Origin of the sequence: Paenibacillus sp. FSL H8-0332, assembly GCF_037963835.1 — a bacterium.
GTDB lineage: Bacteria > Bacillota > Bacilli > Paenibacillales > Paenibacillaceae > Paenibacillus_AQ > Paenibacillus_AQ rhizoplanae.
The window spans coordinates 1,209,079-1,228,621 of the sequence record NZ_CP150145.1 but is presented as its reverse complement, the minus strand read 5'-3'; the positions used below and the strand labels follow the sequence as shown (position 1 = coordinate 1,228,621).

Below are 19,543 nucleotides of genomic sequence, written 5' to 3'. Positions count from 1 at the left end.
AAATGAAGAATTACCGTACCTGTGCCGCTCTGGTATTAGGGGCGATTATTGCCAGTCAGCACCTGGCGTTATCCGCATCTGCGGCGCCCGGCAGCGTTACGGCAAACAAGACGGCGAACCCTATGCAGCAGAATCAAGTCAACGTCTTATCGCAATTGCCCGCTGTGGCTATCCAGGCCGGAATCAGCGTAAGACTGGCCAATGTGCAATTAGCCAAGGGCGATGGCGGCAACAGCCTGACCTATACCCTGTTGTACAGCAATACAAGCAGCAGCACCTATAAGCTGTTCAACGTCTTTTCCAAGATTACAACTCCGGCGGGAGCATCACTGAAGAGCAGCCCCATTCCCGAGGATAAAACCAAACTGGAGGTTCCCCCCAAGGAGCAGCTAGCTATCACCTACTATGTGAACGTCAGCAAGACGGCTTCACTCCAAGGCCTCTCCATCTCGCTGTTCGGCTTCGACTTCAGCGGCTCTGATTACCAGAAGAAGCTGGGCAGCTTCACGGTCCCGGCCGCTTATACCCCTTATGTGCAGCAGGGTCTTAGCAAGCAGATTACGATCAGCAACCTTCCGGTTAGCCTGAAGCCCGAGAGTCTGCAAATCTTCAGCTTCAATAATAAAATCTATGCCAAGGTTGCTCTGAGCCTGACGAATCAAGGAGCCAAGGTACTCGCTACACCCGGCCACCGGGTATTCCTCGAATCCTCCGGCGGCTCCGCGTTTGAGCTGATGCTTGACAGTGCCAGCCGCGATTACAAGGTACAGTCCGGTGAGAATAAGAAGATATTTTATCTGGCAGAGCTCCCGGCTTACATACCGACCACCCGCATGTCGCTGATTATCACCCGGGAGAATGCAGAGCTGAAGGCGGATCTTCCGGTAGTCTCCTTCCGTCTCCCGGAAGCAAGCTATCCAAGTCTTGAGGTGAATGCTTACGCGGTGAAGAAATTCGGGGTGAGCAGCAATACCATTGAGACCCAGCTGAAGCAGGCATCCGTATCCTCAACAGGCGAGAAGGCACTGTGGACACTTAAGCTGCGGATCAGAAATGCCGGCAACAAGGCGGTTACTCTGCCAGCCTATGAATTATCTGTAACCGCCAAGGAAGGCTACTCCTTCCCGGTCAACAGCAAAGCACTGGCCAGCCTCACCTTGAAGCCGCTTGAGGAGAAGATCCTGCAATTCTCTGCCGAAGTGCCGCTGAATGTGAACCAGAGTACGCTGAAGCTCCAGATGGTGGAGCCGGCCGCAGAAGGCAAGACAATCTTCCCTACAGCTATGTACAAGATTCCCTATTCCTTAGAGATGACCAACTCCATTGCTTCGGAGTACATCCTGGATAGCAGCTTCGGAACCTTCGGTGCCGTACTGGAGTCAGTGCAGCGTATGCCTTGGACAACTGAGGATTTGCTTGTCGGCACCATTCGTATCCGTAATGTCAGGGATGCGGCAGTAACCCTCCCTGCCTTTACAGGGACCATCCATGCAGGGCAGACCGCCTTGGACGCTCCGGTTCAAGTCGTTGCAGCCGCCTCCAGCCAGCAGCTAGCCGCAGGAGCAAGCGCTGTGTATTATGTGATCGGCAAGCTCCCCTATGAGCAATCTCTGGACCAGCTCCGTATCGGACTAAATAGCGGGACAGGCGACACCACAGAGCCGTTCCTCTCCCTCAAAACACAGCAAGTTGTTCCGGGCATGTCTGCCACAGGTGATAACACCACCTTCAAGATCGATACTGCAGGCAAGCGGGCAGAGGTTAAAGAGCGCCGGACCCTCCTCTATCCCGGAGCAAGCCAGAACATTCTATATACTGAGCTTGAGGTGAGCAGTCTTGAAGCCCGGAGGGCAGAGCTGTCCAAACTTGTGGCTTATTATAAGACACCGGACAATACCTATTATGAAGCAGAAGTCAGTCAATCTGCACTGGCGGCCGGGCCTAAGGGCAAGAGTCTGGTGAGTGTATGGAGCAAGCTGCCTGCAAGCATCGATGCCTCGCAGCTGACGCTTTTCGCGGGAGAAGGGGTTAGCGAGAACAAGCTGACAACGCCGGACGGAACGCCAACCGCTTATATTAATCCTAAAGCACTCACCCTTCATATTCAGACTCCGGCTGCACTAGTCACTCTTGGTAGCGGGGTGCCATTGTTCCCTTATACATTTACAGTTACTCAGGCCACAGGTGCTGTGTCTGAGGGCCAGGATACGCTGAGTGTCAATCTGACCTACACGCTTGCCAAGGACAACCAGTATGATATGGGTGCTAATGCGCATAAGCTGGTCGTACAGCTTACCGATCCTCTCGGACAGACACAGGAGAGAACGCTGGTGCCCGGGACGGATCTGGTGACTGGGAAATTCCTGAGCTATTCCATGACCCTTACAAGCAATGCCTATAAAACGCTCCGCAGCGGCAAATTCCTCGTAACTCTCTATGACGAGTTCCAGGGAGAACGGATTCTCCTGGGCAGCCAGAGCTACAGCTTAACCTACACCCCTGCGGCCAAAGCCCCAGAGATAACCACTGCCCCGAAAAACGCGGCAAATCCAGATCCCGGAGGATCGCTATGAACGTCAAAAAAACCTTAGGGCTGTCTGCCGCAGTCATTGTCTCTGCTGGAATTGTTGTATATAGCTTATGGCCAGATAAGAGCACGCAGGACAGCCCTCCTGCTGCTCAGACTACTGTAGTGACCAAGGGCGATATATCTGTCACCGTCAAAGGCTCCGGCACCGTGAAGGCCACGAATACCACGATCGTCTATGCCAAGGATACGGGGAATGTTGCCAAGGTTCTCGTTAAGGAGAATGAACAAGTCAAGAAGGGTCAGGTCCTGCTGACCTATGAGGGAGCCAATGTAGCCAGCAATGTCAGAATCCAGCAGAATACGCTCAAGCAGTCGCAGAATGACCTGCTGGAGAAACAAGACCAGTACAAGAAGCTAATCATGGATGGTGCTGCCTTAACCGACATTGATGCGGCTAAGCTGGCCATCGAGAGAACCAAGGATACCATTACAGCCACATTAACCGAACTGGAAGCACTGAAGAAAGATCATATCCCTCCCGCTTCCCTGACAGCGCCGATGGATGGAACGGTTACCAAGGTCAGCGGCTCCTCAGGCGGGATGGTGACTAAAGGAGCCGAGGTCTTCTCCATAACGGACTACAAGCATCTGAGCGCTACGATTAAAATTGACGAGCTGGACATCCCCAAGATTAAGCCGGGTATGTCCGCAGCCATTAAAATGGATGCCCTGCCCGCTAAGGCCTATCCGGCCAAGGTCACGCGGATTGCGGATGAAGGAACGGTGACGAATGGTGTCTCCGTCTTTGAAGTGACCCTTCTGCTCACGGACTCCACCGGAGCCAGAGCCGGTATGTCAGCACAAGGAGTCGTTACTATTGAAGAGAAGAACCAGGTTCTGCTGCTTCCCGTCGAGTCTGTGACCCAAAAGGATAAAAAATATTATGTTCAAGTGCAGGACTCCGTGCCGGAGCAGACCCCCTCGCCCAAGGGCAGCTCCGGCACAGGAAGCCCTGCCACACCTCCGCCCGTTCAGCTGAAGCCTGTCACTGTAGGTGTACATGATGAGAGCCGGATCGAAATCGTCAGTGGTCTGCGCGAAGGGGAACAGGTCATTCTCCCGACCATTATTGCTGTCAGTACGCCTGCTCCCGCAGCCCCGGGTATGTTCGATATGGGCGGTGACGAGGGCGGCTTTGACGGCAGCGATGGCGGCGGTGCCGGAGGAGGGCCACAATGAATACAGAGCCCCTGATCCGGATTGAGCATATGGTCCACGGATACATGATGGCTAAGGAACAGATGACGGTGCTGAAGGATATCTCTTTTGAGATCCATCGCGGCGAATTCGTTGCCATTATCGGCCCGTCCGGATCTGGCAAATCCACCTTGATGAACATGATCGGCTGCCTGGATATCCCGAATGAAGGGAGCTATTCTCTGGATGGACAGGATGTCCGCAGATTATCCGATAACCAGCTGGCCCGGATCCGCAATGAGAAAATAGGCTTCATCTTCCAGAACTTCAACCTGCTCGCTAAGTTATCTGCTGTCCAGAATGTCGAACTGCCCCTGGTCTACCGGGGCTTGTCACAACGGGAGCGAAGAACGCTGGCCGCTGCTGCCCTAGAGAAGGTTGGCCTGCATGAGCGGATGCACCACCGTCCGAGCGAGCTGTCCGGGGGCCAGCAGCAGCGGGTTGCCATCGCCAGAGCACTTGCCGGCAATCCTCCCATTCTACTGGCAGATGAGCCTACCGGCGCACTCGATTCCAAGACTGGAGAAGAGGTCATGCACATGATCAAAAGACTGAATGATCAGGGACATACCATTATTGTCATCACACATGACCTCAGCATTGCGGAACAAGCGAAGCGGGTCATCCGGATTCAGGATGGCCACCTGGTCGAAGATCGGAGAAATGACCAATGATTCTTGCGCAGAGTATCCGAATGGCGGTAATGAGCATCGTCGGCAATAAGGTCCGTTCCTTCCTCACCATGCTGGGCATTGTCATCGGAGTATCCTCGGTCATCCTGCTGGTCTCGGTGGGGCAGGGAGTTACGGGTCAGATCACCAGTCAGTTCAGTGACCTGGGCACGAATCAGCTGACCGTCATGATTACAGGACGGGGGGCAGTCACTTCCCTCACGGCTGAGGAGGTTGCCGCATTCAGCCGGGTTCCCGGTGTAGATCAGGTATCGCCAACGATCAGCAGCAATGTAACCGCCAAATATCGTAACGTTCATACTAATGTCTCGCTTGAAGGCATCACCCCAAGCTATGAGAAGGTACAGAACTTTCATGTGCAGTCCGGCCGCTTCCTGCTCGATATCGACAATGAATACCGGCAGAAGGCTGCCCTGATCGGAACCGAGACGGCGAAGAAGCTGTTTGGCGCCGACAACCCGGTGGGCCGTGAAATTCAGCTGAACGGTAGCTCCTTCCAGATTGTAGGCTTGCTCCAGGCGAAGGGAACCTCACTCAGCGGATCAAACGATAAGAAGATTCTCATCCCCTTATCCACCTCCGAGCGGCTGCTTCAGAGCAAGGGAATTCAGACTTTTACCGTCACTGCCTTGAGCGACAAGGATGTAGCGTCTGTGAAGACAGCTATCGGACAGATTCTGGACCGCAAGTTCCTCCGTGCCAAGGATGCCTACAGTGTGTTCGATTCCAAACAGATGCTGGATACGCTGAAGAAAACCTCCGGTACCCTGTCCCTTGCCCTCGCTGGAATCGCCGGAATCTCGCTCTTCGTTGGCGGAATCGGCATTATGAACATTATGATTATTTCGGTGAACGAACGCACCCGGGAGATCGGCATACGCAAAGCCATTGGCGCCAAAAAAATAGATATTCTGCTGCAATTCATCATTGAGTCGATGGTGCTCAGCACGCTGGGCGGAATCCTCGGAATCGGCGCGGGCTTAGGACTAACCTGGCTGGTCGGCCAGTTGACCGCCCTTCAGGTTGGCTATGCCTGGAACATGGTGAACATTTCATTCCTCTTCTCGCTCTTTATCGGTGTGTTCTTCGGCATCCTGCCCGCCAGCAAAGCCGCGAGACTCCGGCCGATTCAAGCTCTGCGTACCGATTAGCCGTGCTGCAGCAGGGATGTTATGATGGAAGAAACGGTACGATAAATTGTCTTCAGGAAGGAACCGGGTATGACCATTAAGCGGCGCTTATTTATCTCAAATATCCTGATGATTGTAATCCCCGTATGTATTTCCTTGTTCATTGCTTTTGTTAGCGTGTCCCTCCTGTTCAAGGTATCGAAGCATGATAAGCAGAGCCCGTTCTATACCGGATACGACGATCTGATTCAGTTGTCTGCCGGGCTGTTGAAGAACGGGGAGAAGCAGGAACAGGATGAGCTCCGCCGCCAGATCGAAGAAATATTGAAGCCGGAGGACATGAGTCTGGCCGTTTACGATTCCGCGACAAGGCTGATCAGCTTCAATTTTAAGGAGACCCCGGAGACAGAGCAGCTGCTGCGGACCGTCAGCGCCATGGATGGACAAGGGTTCGCTTCTACCTCGAACAAGGAGGTCTATGCTGAACAGATCCGGGTTAAGGGCAGCACTTATACTGTCAGCATTATCGGCAGGGCCTCGGACTATACAGACGGACGAGTCACTCCGGCGATGGTTACCTTCCTGATTCTGATCACGCTGGGGATCATCTCTGCGGTATTTATAACGAATCAATTTCTTACCCGGTTTGTGTTCAAGCGGATTAAGCAGCCGCTGGATACCCTGGCAGACGGGGTGCATCAGATCCGGGACGGCAATCTGGATGTCAGAATTCACTACGAGAACAAGGATGAATTCGCTCCCGTATGCGAAGATTTCAATGACATGGCCATACGCCTGAAAGAGTCACAGCGGATGATTCAGAAGCAGGACGAGAGCCGCAGGGAACTGCTTGCCGGTATATCGCATGATCTCCGCTCCCCGCTGACCTCGGTCCGGGCGTATTCAGAAGGGCTTCTTGATGGGGTGGCTACAACCCCTGAATCCCAGAAGAAATATATACATATGATCAAGACCAAGGCGGAGGATATTGACCGGATGGTCGGTAAAATCTTTCTTTTCTCCAAAATGGATCTGGGCGATTATCCCTATGAACCAGAGGTGCTGGAGGTCGATCAGGAGCTCCTCTCCTTAATCAAGGTCACTGCTGAAGAATACAGGGAGAAGGGCCTGGACGTAGTCATTGCCTCACTGGCTGCGGATGTGTATATTTACGCCGATCCGGCACAGCTCAGCAGCATCGTCTTCAACATTCTGGAGAATAGCTGGAAATACAAGCTCAAGGAGCGTGTCCAGGTATCCATCCGTACCGAAGTACAAGGAAGCGATGTGTTCATCTATCTGGAGGATGACGGACCCGGTGTACCGGAGAACGCGCTGGATAAACTGTTTGATGTGTTCTACCGCAGCGATCCTTCGCGCAATAACCCGACTAAGGGCAGCGGCTTGGGGCTGGCAATCACAGCCAAAGCCGTCAGCCGGATGGGCGGAAGTATTCAGGCGCAGCCCTCCCCCGCAGGGGGCCTGTGCATCATCATCACACTGCCAGTGCTGGTTAAAGGGGCCTTGCTATGACCAAAGTATTAATCATTGAAGATGATAGTGCAATTGCAGCGATCGAGCGGGATTATCTGGAAATTAATGATTTCACGGTAGAGGTTGCCGAGGATGGAATCACCGGGCTTGAACTGGCGCTCTCGGGACAATTCCAGCTTATTCTGCTCGATCTGATGCTGCCTGGGGAAGACGGTTTCTCGGTGTGCCGCAAGCTGCGGAGCCAGCTCGACATTCCTATCCTTATGGTCACGGCCAAGCAGGAGGACATCGACAAGATCCGGGGCCTGGGGCTTGGGGCCGATGATTATATTGTCAAGCCTTTTTCACCAGGTGAACTAGTGGCCCGGGTCAAATCCAATCTGGCTCAGTATGCTCGTCTTAAGGGCATGAGCGGTAGCAGCGCAGAGAGCAGCCGGATCGAGAGCGGTCCGTTCATCATCCATACCTTATCTCACAGAGCCTATCTGCACGGCCGGGAGCTGGAGCTGAAGAAGAAGGAATTCGACCTGCTGCACTTCCTGATTGTCAATGCGGATATCGTCTTCAGCCGGGATTCCCTGTATGAACGGATCTGGGGCTTCGATGCCATGGGCGATAACGCTACCGTAGCTGTCCATATCAACAGGCTGCGGGAGAAGATCGAGCAGGACCCCGGCAACCCGCGATATATCCAGACTGTGTGGGGAGCGGGGTACCGGTTTCAGGTGTAAAAAAGCAGCCCCCGGCCATCCCTATGGTCCGGGGGCTATTTGGAACCTCTGTAATAAATCGCTGCATACCAGCGATATAGAGGCTGCATCAGTAGCTTCCCTATTACGAAATAGAGCACAGCCATGATCAGCAGTACCCCGTACACCACCGGCCGGTTCTGGCTATAGACAAAAAAGAGTATATCAAACTGATTCGTCATGTTAAGGTTATAGGTAATGATCAGCTTGCCCATTAGCAGCATCCCGAACAGCAGGTAGAAGCCTATGCCGAGCAAAACGTGGATCAACAAGATCCAGGGCCGGAAAGGTAAGCGCTTCCTGTCCGCTTTTGAAGACAAGTAGTATGTTACAAGCAGTCCCGCAGCCGCCAGCGAAATCAGCAGCAGATGATCCATCGGATGAAGAACATACATAAGCAAGCCGTTCAAGGCCGCAAAGATCAGAATATCCGCCATGATAGATTTAGTCCGCTCCCGGATACTGCGCGCTTGAAGCTGTTCCAGGAACCCAGCCTGTAAGAAGTCTACGATCCATACGATCAGTAGCAGAACACTGAACCAGACTAACGTAGTGGAAATGGGTATAGGATTGAAATACTGCAACAGGAATGCACCATCCTTATTTTTCCTTTTATCATAGCATTTCTGCCGGTCTGCCCGCCGTAACATTCATCTCCTTCATTTTCACACACATCAATTATATATGGAGGCTAATCACTCATGCTGTTGCTGAAATTATGCGTTATCGCTGTACTGCTTTCTTTTTCATACCGGATATTCGAGAGGATACTCGGGGTTATCTCTAAACCGCAAGAACGGTACACGATTTATTATTGGGGAGCCGCCATGATCGGTGGGAGTCTTCTCTGGAGCAACAGTTATACGTTCAACGCTCCACAGCATGTGATGAGGGTGCTCCCGCTATTCCTTATTATTCTGCTTGTGAACCTGATCATCTCCAGATCCTCCGGCTATAATCCTGCGGGAACTTATAATACGGTCAACTTCGTGCTTGCCTTCCCTGTCTTTGAGGAGATCGCCTTCCGGGGACTTATCCTGCCGATACTTGCGAGCCATCCGGTACTCGGTCAGCTGCATTCAACTTCGGTCATTGATGTCAGCGGGGCGATCCTCCTTACCTCACTGCTGTTTGCGGTGTCCCATTTGCAGTATTACCGGCTGAACCGCGAGAGCGTCAGGTTTATGCTGTTTGCTTTTAGCGGAGGAATATTCTTTGGGCTGATCGCACAGGTTACCGGTTCCATCCTGCTGACGATTCCACTCCATATCGCTTTTAACGGATCAGCCGTGCTGTATGCCCGGGCCTCTGCAAGCAAGCACCTACAGGCCTGACGTATAACTATATATGTATGAAAAAAGAGCCACAGCTCATCTACAGAGCCAGCGCCTCTTCCGTAATCTGTCTGATATCAATCGGAGACAACGTCTCCTCGTTCACCATATCCGGCAGAATCTCTGCCAGGAAGTAATCCACACAGTTCAGGTCAATATTCTTGATCTTGATCAGGGCATTGCGGTACATCACCACAAATTCCTTCTCTGTATTCCCCCTTTGCAGCTCGGCAAAAGCTTCGTACACCTGATCCATCTTATCGGCAACCTCCAGAATCAAGCCTTCGATCGACTCATCCTTACCCTCGCGCAGCTGCTGGTAGAAGATGCTTTTGAACTCGTCCGGGATATGCTCCTTGATGAAGTTGTCGATCATGCCCTCCTCCACCTGCTGAATGAGCGATCGTAGCTGGAGCGAGGAGTGCTTCACCGGCGTTTTGATATCCCCGATAAAAATCTCTCCATAATCATGGCTGCTCGTAATCTCGTACAGCTTCTTCCAGTCGATCACCGCGCCGTGCTTCTCTTCAATGTCCGCCAGCGTTTTGGCATACTGTACGACCTTCCAGGAATGGGCCGCTACGCTATGCTCCTCGAATTTGAATTTGCCCGGACAACGGATAATGCGTTCCAGCTCATTCAGCGAGCGAAAATACTTGTGAATTCCCATGAGGCCTTGTCCTCCCGTATGTTTGGATATGCTCTAGATTAGAGTGTAATCCTCCAGTGTTTTCCCCGGATGAACCGCAGCACACCATTGTGTAAAATGCGCACGGCTGCGCGCATCTAAAGTTATTTCCCAGCCTCTCCCCGCCCTATTGCGGTCCGCATCCCCGACTAAGGTCGGGAACAAAGAACAGTCTGCAGGCCGTTTTGCCAAACCGGAAATATTCGTACAATACATACATAGACAACGCAGTGAACACGCCGAACCGGCGATCACCATATAAGAGAGGAAGATATCACTATGACAAAAAAATTAACCCGCTCCGTAACAGACAAGAAGCTCACAGGTTTATGCGGAGGACTGGCCCGCTATTTCAAAGTTGATGCAACCCTTGTAAGATTGATTGTTGCTATCGCTACGATATTCAGCTTCGGCACTGTAGTCTTTCTGTATATTATCGGTAGCCTAATTGTTCCCCAGGAATCCTACGGCGGCTTCGATGATGGCTTCAACTACTAATTCCTTCTATTAAATACTTGCGTCATACCTTAACCAACCCACATAAAAAGGAGATCATTATTATGAGCATATTCCAAAGAATCACTACACTAACCAAGGCTGCTATTCATGAAGGACTGAACAAACTGGAAGATCCGATCCTGCTAACCGGTCAATACCTGCGGGATCTGGAGGACAAGATCGCTAATGCCGAAGGCAAACAGCGTGAATTCAAAGCCGCAGCCAGCGTACTGGAGCGCCGCATCTATGAATATCAGGTGCTTGCAGAGCGCAGTGAAGCGGAAGCGGTCCAGTTCATGAGCGAGGGCAATGAAGCTGCTGCCCGCACTGCGGTTATGGCTAAGCTCCGCTACACAGAGAGCGGACAGGAATGCACCGCCGGACTTCAAGAGACGCAGGCAGCACTTGCCTCGCTGGAGGTACAGCTTGCCGGTGTTAAGGAAGAACATACGCGCCTCAAAGCCAAAAGAGCCGAGCTGGCTGAACGTGCCCGCAAAGCTGCGGAGATCAAGCAGGCTGCCCAAGCCAGCGCATCATGCTCCCCGGCCGGATACGGCGGTCAGGTGCTGAACGCAGGTGCCGCAGCCCGCGGGTTCGAACGGATGGAAGACAAAATCGCCATGCAGGAAGCACTGGCCGAGCAATCCGGACTGGCGGCCGCTGCCGTGCCTGACGCTCCGCTGAATAGCGCGGTTGAAGCCGAGCTGGAACGCCTCCGCAACCGCAAATAAGCTGACGGCGTGAATCCAGCAATAACAACAAGGATGCCTAACGATTCTTATTCAATAATAATAAAAGGTTGTTCCCCCGCCATAATGGCAGAAGGAACAACCTTTTTCTGTACTATTGCTTGCTCTATTTTACCATTATTTGGAACTATCTCTGGGCATTGGCATAGATATATTCTACAACTATTTCAATGCCAAGGAGCGATTCTGTTGGAAAATCAAATGTTATCCCTGCAAGTCTGCAATGCAGAGACTATTGGCCTACCGCCGCAGTCCAATCCCAGCCCGCCAATCATCCCGATTCCCCCGACTCCCGAAACCTTGTGTACAAACACCTGGGTGTATATCTGGACAAATACCAATGTGGGGAATCTCTGGGTTTATGTTCAGCGAGTCATTCAAGGTAAACGAAACACCTTAACCGGCTGTGCCTTGTTCCAGGATTGGAGCGGCAGATTCTATTATCAGCAAATCACCGTCGACTTGGCTTATATCACGATGTATGTATGCCATTCGCCAATCTCTGACTCCCTGAGTCTTTCCCCTGACGGTGTACCCGCAGGAACATTACCATCCGGGAAATCCTTAGTCAAGCTATGCCTGTACCAGCAGTTCCCACTAGGTAATTTCGTCTACGAACTTACCCCGTTAAATACGGAGTGTCCAACCCGACCTTGGGATGAACGAATTCTTAAAGGCTCTATTACCATCCCTTACGATCCTGCGATGCCTGAGACAGGAGAGTTCAAATAATTTTACTAGAATCGGAAACAAGTTCTTTGCCGTATATAATGCAAAGAACTTATTCCCTTTACGATCGGGCGGATTCCCCAATCTCCCAGTCTACCCGAAATAAGTTTTACAGGTGTTGCCCGGCCGGTTCAGAAGCCTTGGAATATCGGTTCTCCGGTACCGGGAGTCCAAGGTTCCCCCGCAGGGTATCACTTTCGTATTCGGTGCGGAACAGCCCGCGCTCCTGCAGAATCGGAACGACCTGATCCACGAAATCCTCCAGCCCGTCCGGTACGGCGGCGGCCAGCATGAAGCCGTCGGCAGCTCCGCCCTCGAACCAAGCCTGAAGCTGATCGGCCACCTGCTCCGGCGACCCGATGAAGCTGCTGCGCGGCGTTGCCGATTGCAGGGCAACCTGCCGCAGGGTCAGGCCCTGCTCTTTGGCATCCTTTTTGATTTTGTCCGTGCCGCTCTGGAAGCTGTTTCGGCCCAGGTCGCCGACATCCGGGAATGGCTCATCCAGCGGATACTGCGAGAAATCATGATGCTCGAAGAAACGGCCCAGATAGTTCAGCGCATTCTCTATCGTTACCAGCCCGGCAACCTCCTGGTATTTGCGTTCTGCCTCCTCCGGGGTAGCCCCCAGTATCGGTGCGATGCCCGGAAAGATCAGCACTTCTTCGGGATTGCGCCCGAATGAAGCTACCCGGGTCTTCACATCCTTATAGAACGCCTGGGCAGATTCCAGCGAGTCATGACCCGTGAAGATGGCGTCCGCCACGCTTGAAGCATAATCCTTGCCGACCTCGGAGGAGCCTGCCTGGAAAATAACCGGCTGCCCCTGCTTCGAGCGGGCGATATTCAGCGGACCCTTCACCGAGAAGAATTCTCCCTTGTGATCCAGCGTGTGCATTTTCTGCGGATCGAAGAAGACGCCCGTCTCCTTATTGCGGACAAAGGCATCGTCCTCCCAGGAATCCCACAGCCCGCGTGCCACCTCCAGATATTCAGCGGCGATGCGGTAACGCTTGCCATGGTCCGGGTGCTCCTGCTTGCTGTAATTGAGCGCAGAGCCTTCAAGCGGTGAGGTTACCACATTCCAGCCGGCCCGTCCGCCGCTGATGACATCCAGCGAGCCGAATTGCCGGGCCACTGTGAACGGCTCACTGTAGGAAGTGGACAAGGTGCCGACCAGACCGATCCGGCTGCTGACAGCTGCCAGCGCACTAAGAATCGTCAGCGGCTCGAAGCGGTTCAGGAAATGAGGAATGGATTTCTCATTAATGAACAGACCATCTGCAATGAAGATCAGATCCAGCTTCCCTTCCTCCGCCTTGCGTACCCATTCCTTGTATAACTCAAAATTCACACTGGCATCAGGCTGCGCATCGGGATGACGCCACATGGAGGTGCTTCCCCCCACGCCGTGCAGCAGTGCTCCCAGCTTCAATTGTCTCGGTGTAGTCATGTTCATTCCTCCTCAAGATGGTGTATTATCGTTCGCTTGCGGCCGTTCAGAGCAGCCTTATAGCAGGTTACAGACAGTTCATAGTGCTGCTTGCTGCGTAGTTACACCGGCCTCGGCTCCGCGCTTGATCCGTTCAATCTGAGCCAGATGGTTCTGCACATGGGCGGTGAAGCCGCGGACGATATCGGCAATCCGCACACTCTCCCCCTTAGGGTTGATCCCGCTTTTCTCCCATTCTGCATCGCTCAACCTTCCAAGCACGAGACTGTTGTAATGCAGCAGGCTGCGGAACAGCTCCAGGATGTCTGCAGCCTTCCCCTGATTACTATGCTGTCCGCTGACCCACGCATCCTGCTGGAACGCCGGGAGCTGAACCTTCGTATCCGCCAGAATGTCACGGATGCGGAAGGATACCACGATGCTGTGATCCGCCAGGTGCGCCAGCACCTCGGTTACGCTCCAGCTTGACGGCTCCGCCTTCCACTTCAGCTGCTCATCGGATAAGCCTTCCAGCGCCTGCACTAATTGCCCGTGCGTATTCAAGTACTCCGTTAGCTCCACACTGCTCATTCGATCTCCTCCAATGTAAGTTTCGGTTGCGGCTGGCCAAGCCTACTCAGGCCTTTTATTGAAGCGTGACAACGCAAACGGAGCTATGTTCTGCCTGGTATGTCCCTGCACAGCCAGATCCGCAAGGATCTCTCCGACTACACTGCAGAATTTGAAGCCATGTCCCGAGAAGCCTCCGGCCAGCAGCACGTGGCGGTAATCCGGGTGGCGGTCAATAATGAAATCTTCATCCGGCGTATGTTCATATTTGCAGACGGAGCCCTTCAGCAGCCGCCCGGCTGCTCCGGGCATATAGGCTTCCAGCACGCGGCGGAGGTCGCGTTCGTCACTCTCCAGACTGCCGAACGGTGCCAGCGGTTCACCGGGCTTCCATTCCTCGCCTGTGTCATGGCGGCCGATCTTCAGCCCTGCCCCGCCGATGCCCGGGAACCCGTAGAACCCGCCTTCCTCTGAACCGAGCGTGAAGCCGGGGAACCTCCCGGCCTCGAAGTCCGGCGTACTCCCAAACCAGCCCACTACCTTGCGGACCGCCTTAATCGGCAGGCTGATGAAGGGGGACAATGAATGGAACCAGGCACCGGCGCTGAGAACAGCAGCCGCTCCGTGATAATCGCCGTGCTTCGTGTGAACGGTGACACTTCCTTCGCGGGCGGTCACATGCAGCACGGGTGTATTCGTCAGCAGCTCCGCACCGTGAGCCAGGGCAAGCTGCCGGTAGGTGGTAACGCAGCGCTCGCTGTAGAGGTAACCGGCATCCGGCTCATACATAGCTTCGAAGGATTCCGGAAGGTTCAGGGCCGGCCAGCGGCGGCGGATCTCCTCCGCATCCAATTGCTCGGCCCGGACCTTCCGCTTGTGCGCTTCCGCCAGGCGGCCGGAGAAGGAATACACGCCGCTGTCTGCCAGATTGAGCACGCCCGAAGGGACAAGCAGCTCCAGGCCGCTCTCCGCTTCGACTTCTTCCCACAGCACCTGGGCACGGAGCGCCAGGTCAATATAGGCCGGGTCACCGCTGTAGGCATGCCGGATCAGCCGGGTATCCCCGTGATGGCTTCCTTCGGTATGCGGCGGATCGAAGGCATCGATCAGCAGCGTCTTCACACCGCGCCGGGCCAGATGGTAGCCTGTGCTCATCCCCATTGAGCCTGCGCCGACAATAATCACATCATATACGGGAGATTCAGCGATAATCTGCACCCCCTTCAGCCGAGAGATGCTCAAGTACACGTACCGCCAGATCGCTGAAGAACCCGGCGCCTACAGGCAGCGCCGCTTCGTCCAGATCAAACGCCGGGTGATGCCATTCCTGTCTCCCCGCTGTGCCGGTGAAGACAAACAAACCGGGAACCTCCTGCTGGTAGAAGGCGAAATCCTCCCCGGCTGGTGAGGGCACCGGCTTCACGGAGGTATACCCCAGATTCGCAGCCGTTTCTTCTCCCAGCCGGGCCAGCAGCGGATCATTGATGACCGGCGGAGGTCCGCTAATCCAGCGCACGCTGGCCTCGGCCCCCAAGGCGGCTGCAACACCCAGCACCACTTCTTCGAACCGCCTCAGCACCTTGGCGCGTACCGCTTCATCGAATGAACGGATCGTCCCTTCCAGCACCGCCGTCTCCGGGATGATATTCCACGAGTTCCCGCTGTGAATCTGCGTAACACTGATGACAGCGCTGCTTAGGCTGCCCACATTGCGGCTGACGATGGATTGCAGCGCCGTTACGATATGCGAGGCTGCCACGATAGGATCTATCCCGGCTTCCGGCACCGCCGCATGGGTTCCGAAGCCGCGGATCCCCACTCTGAATCCGTCAGCGGCTGCCATCAGCGGACCTTCCTTAATGCCGATGGTCCCTACCGGCAGATCGGGCTTATTGTGCATCCCGATAACGGCGCGGACCTTCTCCAGTCCTCCGGCAGCGATAATCTGCTGCGCGCCTTGCGCCTTCTCCTCGGCAGGCTGGAACAAGAAGCGGACCGTCCCCTTGAGATTGTCTTCCTGCTCCTTCAACTGATAGACAGCCCCAAGCAGCGCCGCCGTATGGAAGTCATGCCCGCAGGCATGGCTTCTGCCGGGAGCCTGCGAAGCATAAGGCAGTCCGGTCTCTTCCTGAATCGGCAGAGCATCAATGTCAGCCCGCAGGGCAATCACCGGACCGCCCTGCAAGCCGCCGATCTCGGCAATCACTCCCGTCTTCAACCCGTAATCCACTATCTTCACCTCTGCCTGCTTGAGCAGTGAGGTGATATATTCGCTAGTTTCAACTTCTTCATTGGAGAGTTCAGGATGCCGGTGCAGATGACGGCGGATCGCAACCAGCCGCTCCTTGAACGATAACGCTTGTACTTCCTGCGCCGCAGATTCCGTGGCTGAATTTGTCATTAGCGGGATGCCTCCGCCGGCACTTCAGCCAGTGCCTCGCTGAGCAGCTCGAAGGAACGCTGCCGCTTGCCGAAGGGCTGCACATTGGTCGTGACGATGAACTCCTCCACCCCGGAGGCTTCGGCTAATGCCAGCAGCTGCTCACGGACGCTCTCCTTCGTTCCCTTGGTAATCTCAGGCTCCCGCTCCTCCAGCGTGTAGGATTCTTCACTCTGGCGGGTGAACTCCTCCGCCTGTTCCCGGCTGGCCAGTGTCAGCGTCTTGCCGCTGGCGAAGCGGATACGGATCAGCTTCTGCGCTCCCGCAAGCTCCCCGGCCTCCTCCTCCGTATCCGCCACGATTACAGCCAGCGCGATAATGACCTGCGGCTCCTTCCCGCTACTGGTATCGAAGGCGCTGCGGTACGTCCGCACCGCGTCCAGGGCAACGGCCGGATCGCCGCCGATGAACAAAGAGAATACATATGGCAGTCCCAGTTCCGCCGCAATCCCGGCGCTGGCGACACTCGCGCCAAGCACATACAGCTGCGGCGGCGTTCCCGGCAGCGGGCCTGCCTTCAGCCCGGTGAGCGGATGATCCGCCTCCAGCCGGTTATGGACATATTGGTCCAGCTCCACAATCTTGTCCGTCAGCGAAGAGGCTTCACCGCCTCCCTGCTGCAAGGCCTGTGTGCTGCGCGGCAGGCCGCCGGGAGCGCGGCCGACGCCTAAGTCCACCCGTCCCGGGGCCAGCGAAGCCAGCACATTGAAGTTCTCTGCCACCTTATAAGGGCTATAATGCTGAAGCATAATTCCGCCGGAGCCGATGCGGATGCGCTCTGTCCTGGCGAGCAGATGCGAGATCAGCACCTCGGGAGAGGAACCCGCCACCTGCTCGGAATCATGATGCTCGGATACCCAGAACCGGCGGAAGCCCAGCCGCTCAGATAGCTGCGCCAGCTCGATCGTATGCTGAAAAGCCTCTTCCGGCGTCTCCCCGGGATAGATCGGGCTTTGGTCCAATACGCTGATTGTAATTGCCATAGATATGCCTCCTAGATGGAATAGTTCAGCTCCGGCGTGATCCGCTTCAGGAACTGCTTCGTGCGTTCTTCGCGTGGATGGTTGAATACCTCGCTTGGTGTCCCTTCCTCGACAATCACCCCGCCATCCATGAATACCACATGGTTCGCCACATCGCGGGCGAAGCCCATCTCATGCGTCACCACAATCATCGTGATTCCTTCCTTGGCGATTTTGCGGATCACCTCAAGCACTTCGCCCACCAGCTCCGGGTCCAGTGCCGAGGTAGGCTCATCGAAGAGAATGACCTCTGGCTCCAGGGCAAGTGCTCTGGCAATACCGACCCGCTGCTGCTGGCCGCCGGAGAGCTGGCTCGGATAGGCATCCAGCTTGGCGCCGAGTCCGACCTTTTCCAGCAGGGCAATACTCTTCTCCCTGGCCCCTTCCTTCGGGAGCTTCTTGACGATCAGCAGACCCTCCATCACGTTCTCGAGCGCTGTTTTGTGCCGGAACAGATTATACTGCTGGAAGACCATAGCCGTCTTTTGCCGCAGCTGGTGAATATCCTTCTTGCGGGCATGGCGGCAGTCCAGCTTGAACTCACCGATCGAGATTTCCCCGCCGCTGGGCTTCTCCAGATAATTCACGCAGCGCAGCAGAGTCGTTTTGCCGGAACCGCTGGGGCCGAGAATGACGACCACTTCCCCTTTGGATACCTTGAGATCAATATTGTTCAGCACCTGATGGCGCCCGAAGGACTTCGATATACGCTCCAGCTTAATCATGCGACTCCCCCCCGGTTATACAGATTTATCCGTTTCTCGATCAAGGCGGTGGCCCGTTCAATGAGGAAGGTCAACCCCCAGAAGATCAGCGCCGCCGCTAAGTAAGCCTCGAAGAATTTCCAGTTCGTTGAAGCCACAATCTGCGCCTGGGCATTGATATCCACAACCGACACGGTAAAAGCCAGCGTAGACCCGTGCAGCATCCCGATCACCGAATTCGACAGGTTGGGCAGGCTCGCCGCCAGCGCCTGGGGGAACACAATCCGCCGGAGCGCCTGGGGCGTACTCATCCCTATGGAATGCGCAGCTTCAATCTGACCGCGGTCCACCGCCAGCAGGCCGGAACGGACCACTTCGGACATATACGCCCCAGCCGTGATCGAGAAAGCGATATAGGCGAAGCCGATCATCGGAATGGATACCGAGCGGAAGCTCCAGCCGAACTGTACGGCAAGCCCGTCGATGATCATCGGCAGCCCGAAATAAATCAGCAGCAGATGGGTCAGCATCGGGGTGCCGCGGATGAAGGTGACATACCCCACCGCCAGCGGATACAGCCCGGGTGTTCTATATATGCGGATCAGCGCTACCACAATGCCTATTACGAATCCTGCCAATACCGAGACTACCGTGATATACAGCGTCGTAGGGATAGCACTCAGAATTTGCACGAACGCCGTCCAGATAAATGATGGGTCCAGCTTCATTACGCGCCGCCTCCTTTGCCTGATCCTAGTTCTGCGACGATAGTGCGGAAGGACGATTTTTTGTGCAGAGTGAACCTCTTCTTCACCGGGCTGCCCTGGTCTTCATGCCGCAGTAACCGGCGTTCCGCCACCAGCAGCAGCTTCTCCACGCATAAGCTGATTACGAGATAGATAAGTGCAAGGGCAATATAGGTTTCGATAAAATGCTGAGTCGCGCTGCCCAGTGTCTGTGCCTTGCCCGTCATCTCCATTACTCCCAGCGTGAACGCCAGCGAGGTATCCTTCAGCAGCGCAATGACCAGGTTCGAGAATACGGGAATCGCAATTCCCAACGCCTGCGGCAATACGATCCGGGTAAAAGCCTGATAAGAGGTCATTCCCGTGGCGTACGCTGCTTCCACCTGACCTTTATCGACTGCCGTTACCGCTGCGCGGATCATCTCCGACATGAAAGCTCCCGTATGCAGACCGTAAGTCAGAATCACGAAGACCAGCACCGGCGTCCGCGTCATATCGAGATTGACCAGCTTCAGCACCTCAGGCAGACCGTAATAGAACAGGAATAATTGGATCAGTATCGGCGTCCCCCGAAAAAAAGAAATGTACACCTCCGCGCAGGTCTTCAGGACCGGCACCTTATACAGGCGGGGAAGGGCAATGATAAATCCAACCACCATCCCTGCCAGCAGCGAACAGGCTACGATCAGCAGCGTGGTGCTCAGCGTAGTCAGCAGCTTGGGCAGGAACGAGAACACAAAACCTAAATCAAACGGCGCACCCATCCTGCACCTCCTTTCCGC

The 19,543-nt window shown here is 54.8% G+C and carries 20 protein-coding genes; 10 read left to right on the top strand and 10 right to left on the bottom strand.

All coding sequences use genetic code 11. The annotated features are described in order from the left end of the window. Window positions 1-2 precede the first annotated feature (2 nt). The 6 genes from NST43_RS05445 (at window position 3) to NST43_RS05420 (ending at window position 7,834) form a co-directional block, all read left to right on the top strand. Complete coding sequence (locus NST43_RS05445) at window positions 3-2,573, top strand: hypothetical protein (RefSeq protein WP_339223002.1); 2,571 nt, start codon at window positions 3-5, stop codon at window positions 2,571-2,573. Further along, window positions 2,570-3,769, top strand: coding sequence for an efflux RND transporter periplasmic adaptor subunit (locus NST43_RS05440; protein WP_339223001.1), 1,200 nt, complete (start codon window positions 2,570-2,572; stop codon window positions 3,767-3,769). Before NST43_RS05445 ends, NST43_RS05440 begins: the two co-directional genes overlap by 4 nt. After that, entirely contained in the window at window positions 3,766-4,461 is a 696-nt protein-coding gene (locus NST43_RS05435; RefSeq protein ID WP_339222999.1) for an ABC transporter ATP-binding protein, read from the top strand. Before NST43_RS05440 ends, NST43_RS05435 begins: the two co-directional genes overlap by 4 nt. Then, window positions 4,458-5,630 (top strand): ABC transporter permease, encoded by a 1,173-nt coding sequence (locus tag NST43_RS05430; RefSeq protein WP_339222998.1) that lies wholly within the window; start codon window positions 4,458-4,460, stop codon window positions 5,628-5,630. Before NST43_RS05435 ends, NST43_RS05430 begins: the two co-directional genes overlap by 4 nt. Before the next feature lie 69 nt (window positions 5,631-5,699). After that, the gene (locus NST43_RS05425; protein ID WP_339222996.1) at window positions 5,700-7,142 is read left to right on the top strand and encodes a HAMP domain-containing sensor histidine kinase; all 1,443 of its coding nucleotides are present in this window, start codon (window positions 5,700-5,702) and stop codon (window positions 7,140-7,142) included. Continuing rightward, complete coding sequence (locus tag NST43_RS05420; RefSeq protein WP_339222995.1) at window positions 7,139-7,834, top strand: response regulator transcription factor; 696 nt, start codon at window positions 7,139-7,141, stop codon at window positions 7,832-7,834. Before NST43_RS05425 ends, NST43_RS05420 begins: the two co-directional genes overlap by 4 nt. Before the next feature lie 35 nt (window positions 7,835-7,869). On the opposite strand, the gene NST43_RS05415 is transcribed toward NST43_RS05420, so the two are convergent. Then, window positions 7,870-8,502: a hypothetical protein gene (locus NST43_RS05415; protein ID WP_339222994.1), complete on the bottom strand. Its 633-nt coding sequence runs from the start codon at window positions 8,500-8,502 to the stop codon at window positions 7,870-7,872. Between the two features lie 51 nt (window positions 8,503-8,553). Here NST43_RS05415 and NST43_RS05410 point away from each other — a divergent pair, with 51 nt between their 5' ends. After that, window positions 8,554-9,186, top strand: a complete 633-nt coding sequence (locus NST43_RS05410; protein WP_339222993.1) for a CPBP family intramembrane glutamic endopeptidase — start codon at window positions 8,554-8,556, stop codon at window positions 9,184-9,186. A gap of 40 nt (window positions 9,187-9,226) precedes the next feature. Here NST43_RS05410 and NST43_RS05405 read toward each other — a convergent pair whose 3' ends face one another. After that, window positions 9,227-9,856 carry a YfbR-like 5'-deoxynucleotidase gene (locus NST43_RS05405; protein ID WP_339222991.1) on the bottom strand — a complete coding sequence of 210 codons (630 nt, stop codon included), beginning with the start codon at window positions 9,854-9,856 and terminating at the stop codon, window positions 9,227-9,229. A gap of 297 nt (window positions 9,857-10,153) precedes the next feature. Between NST43_RS05405 and NST43_RS05400 the strand changes: the two genes are divergently transcribed. The 3 genes from NST43_RS05400 (at window position 10,154) to NST43_RS05390 (ending at window position 11,853) form a co-directional block, all read left to right on the top strand. Then, window positions 10,154-10,372 (top strand): PspC domain-containing protein, encoded by a 219-nt coding sequence (locus NST43_RS05400; protein ID WP_339222989.1) that lies wholly within the window; start codon window positions 10,154-10,156, stop codon window positions 10,370-10,372. A 62-nt stretch (window positions 10,373-10,434) separates the two neighbouring features. After that, entirely contained in the window at window positions 10,435-11,103 is a 669-nt protein-coding gene (locus NST43_RS05395) for a PspA/IM30 family protein (protein ID WP_339222987.1), read from the top strand. A gap of 207 nt (window positions 11,104-11,310) precedes the next feature. Beyond that, entirely contained in the window at window positions 11,311-11,853 is a 543-nt protein-coding gene (locus NST43_RS05390; protein WP_339222985.1) for a hypothetical protein, read from the top strand. Between the two features lie 106 nt (window positions 11,854-11,959). Here NST43_RS05390 and NST43_RS05385 read toward each other — a convergent pair whose 3' ends face one another. From NST43_RS05385 to NST43_RS05350, 8 genes are all read right to left on the bottom strand, one after another. After that, a complete protein-coding gene (locus tag NST43_RS05385; protein ID WP_339222984.1) occupies window positions 11,960-13,300 on the bottom strand; it encodes an LLM class flavin-dependent oxidoreductase in 1,341 nt (446 codons plus the stop codon). A 78-nt stretch (window positions 13,301-13,378) separates the two neighbouring features. Next, window positions 13,379-13,870: a DinB family protein gene (locus NST43_RS05380; RefSeq protein ID WP_339222983.1), complete on the bottom strand. Its 492-nt coding sequence runs from the start codon at window positions 13,868-13,870 to the stop codon at window positions 13,379-13,381. 42 nt (window positions 13,871-13,912) lie between these two features. Then, the gene (gene solA, locus NST43_RS05375; protein ID WP_339225342.1) at window positions 13,913-15,058 is read right to left on the bottom strand and encodes an N-methyl-L-tryptophan oxidase; all 1,146 of its coding nucleotides are present in this window, start codon (window positions 15,056-15,058) and stop codon (window positions 13,913-13,915) included. Further along, window positions 15,051-16,250 (bottom strand): amidohydrolase, encoded by a 1,200-nt coding sequence (locus tag NST43_RS05370; RefSeq protein ID WP_339222981.1) that lies wholly within the window; start codon window positions 16,248-16,250, stop codon window positions 15,051-15,053. Before NST43_RS05370 ends, solA begins: the two co-directional genes overlap by 8 nt. Then, window positions 16,250-17,272, bottom strand: a complete 1,023-nt coding sequence (locus NST43_RS05365) for an LLM class flavin-dependent oxidoreductase (RefSeq protein ID WP_339222979.1) — start codon at window positions 17,270-17,272, stop codon at window positions 16,250-16,252. The genes NST43_RS05370 and NST43_RS05365 overlap by 1 nt, the downstream gene beginning before the upstream one ends. 11 nt (window positions 17,273-17,283) lie before the next feature. Further along, the gene (locus NST43_RS05360) at window positions 17,284-18,036 is read right to left on the bottom strand and encodes an amino acid ABC transporter ATP-binding protein (protein ID WP_339222977.1); all 753 of its coding nucleotides are present in this window, start codon (window positions 18,034-18,036) and stop codon (window positions 17,284-17,286) included. Continuing rightward, the gene (locus NST43_RS05355) at window positions 18,033-18,743 is read right to left on the bottom strand and encodes an amino acid ABC transporter permease (RefSeq protein ID WP_173130737.1); all 711 of its coding nucleotides are present in this window, start codon (window positions 18,741-18,743) and stop codon (window positions 18,033-18,035) included. The genes NST43_RS05360 and NST43_RS05355 overlap by 4 nt, the downstream gene beginning before the upstream one ends. Continuing rightward, the gene (locus NST43_RS05350) at window positions 18,743-19,525 is read right to left on the bottom strand and encodes an amino acid ABC transporter permease (protein ID WP_209994658.1); all 783 of its coding nucleotides are present in this window, start codon (window positions 19,523-19,525) and stop codon (window positions 18,743-18,745) included. The genes NST43_RS05355 and NST43_RS05350 overlap by 1 nt, the downstream gene beginning before the upstream one ends. Window positions 19,526-19,543: the final 18 nt, after the last annotated feature.

What these genes read in the sequence shown, in the direction of transcription:
- NST43_RS05355 (WP_173130737.1), bottom strand. Translation starts at nt 18,743, where the DNA reads ATGAAGCTGGACCCATCATTTATCTGGACGGCGTTCGTGCAAATTCTG.
- NST43_RS05380 (WP_339222983.1), bottom strand. Translation starts at nt 13,870, where the DNA reads ATGAGCAGTGTGGAGCTAACGGAGTACTTGAATACGCACGGGCAATTA.
- NST43_RS05405 (WP_339222991.1), bottom strand. Translation starts at nt 9,856, where the DNA reads ATGGGAATTCACAAGTATTTTCGCTCGCTGAATGAGCTGGAACGCATT.
- NST43_RS05445 (WP_339223002.1), top strand. Translation starts at nt 3, where the DNA reads ATGAAGAATTACCGTACCTGTGCCGCTCTGGTATTAGGGGCGATTATT.
- NST43_RS05365 (WP_339222979.1), bottom strand. Translation starts at nt 17,272, where the DNA reads ATGGCAATTACAATCAGCGTATTGGACCAAAGCCCGATCTATCCCGGG.
- NST43_RS05435 (WP_339222999.1), top strand. Translation starts at nt 3,766, where the DNA reads ATGAATACAGAGCCCCTGATCCGGATTGAGCATATGGTCCACGGATAC.
- NST43_RS05410 (WP_339222993.1), top strand. Translation starts at nt 8,554, where the DNA reads ATGCTGTTGCTGAAATTATGCGTTATCGCTGTACTGCTTTCTTTTTCA.
- NST43_RS05430 (WP_339222998.1), top strand. Translation starts at nt 4,458, where the DNA reads ATGATTCTTGCGCAGAGTATCCGAATGGCGGTAATGAGCATCGTCGGC.
- NST43_RS05415 (WP_339222994.1), bottom strand. Translation starts at nt 8,502, where the DNA reads ATGTTACGGCGGGCAGACCGGCAGAAATGCTATGATAAAAGGAAAAAT.
- NST43_RS05360 (WP_339222977.1), bottom strand. Translation starts at nt 18,036, where the DNA reads ATGATTAAGCTGGAGCGTATATCGAAGTCCTTCGGGCGCCATCAGGTG.
- NST43_RS05370 (WP_339222981.1), bottom strand. Translation starts at nt 16,250, where the DNA reads ATGACAAATTCAGCCACGGAATCTGCGGCGCAGGAAGTACAAGCGTTA.
- NST43_RS05400 (WP_339222989.1), top strand. Translation starts at nt 10,154, where the DNA reads ATGACAAAAAAATTAACCCGCTCCGTAACAGACAAGAAGCTCACAGGT.
- NST43_RS05350 (WP_209994658.1), bottom strand. Translation starts at nt 19,525, where the DNA reads ATGGGTGCGCCGTTTGATTTAGGTTTTGTGTTCTCGTTCCTGCCCAAG.
- NST43_RS05440 (WP_339223001.1), top strand. Translation starts at nt 2,570, where the DNA reads ATGAACGTCAAAAAAACCTTAGGGCTGTCTGCCGCAGTCATTGTCTCT.
- NST43_RS05425 (WP_339222996.1), top strand. Translation starts at nt 5,700, where the DNA reads ATGACCATTAAGCGGCGCTTATTTATCTCAAATATCCTGATGATTGTA.
- NST43_RS05420 (WP_339222995.1), top strand. Translation starts at nt 7,139, where the DNA reads ATGACCAAAGTATTAATCATTGAAGATGATAGTGCAATTGCAGCGATC.
- NST43_RS05395 (WP_339222987.1), top strand. Translation starts at nt 10,435, where the DNA reads ATGAGCATATTCCAAAGAATCACTACACTAACCAAGGCTGCTATTCAT.
- NST43_RS05385 (WP_339222984.1), bottom strand. Translation starts at nt 13,300, where the DNA reads ATGACTACACCGAGACAATTGAAGCTGGGAGCACTGCTGCACGGCGTG.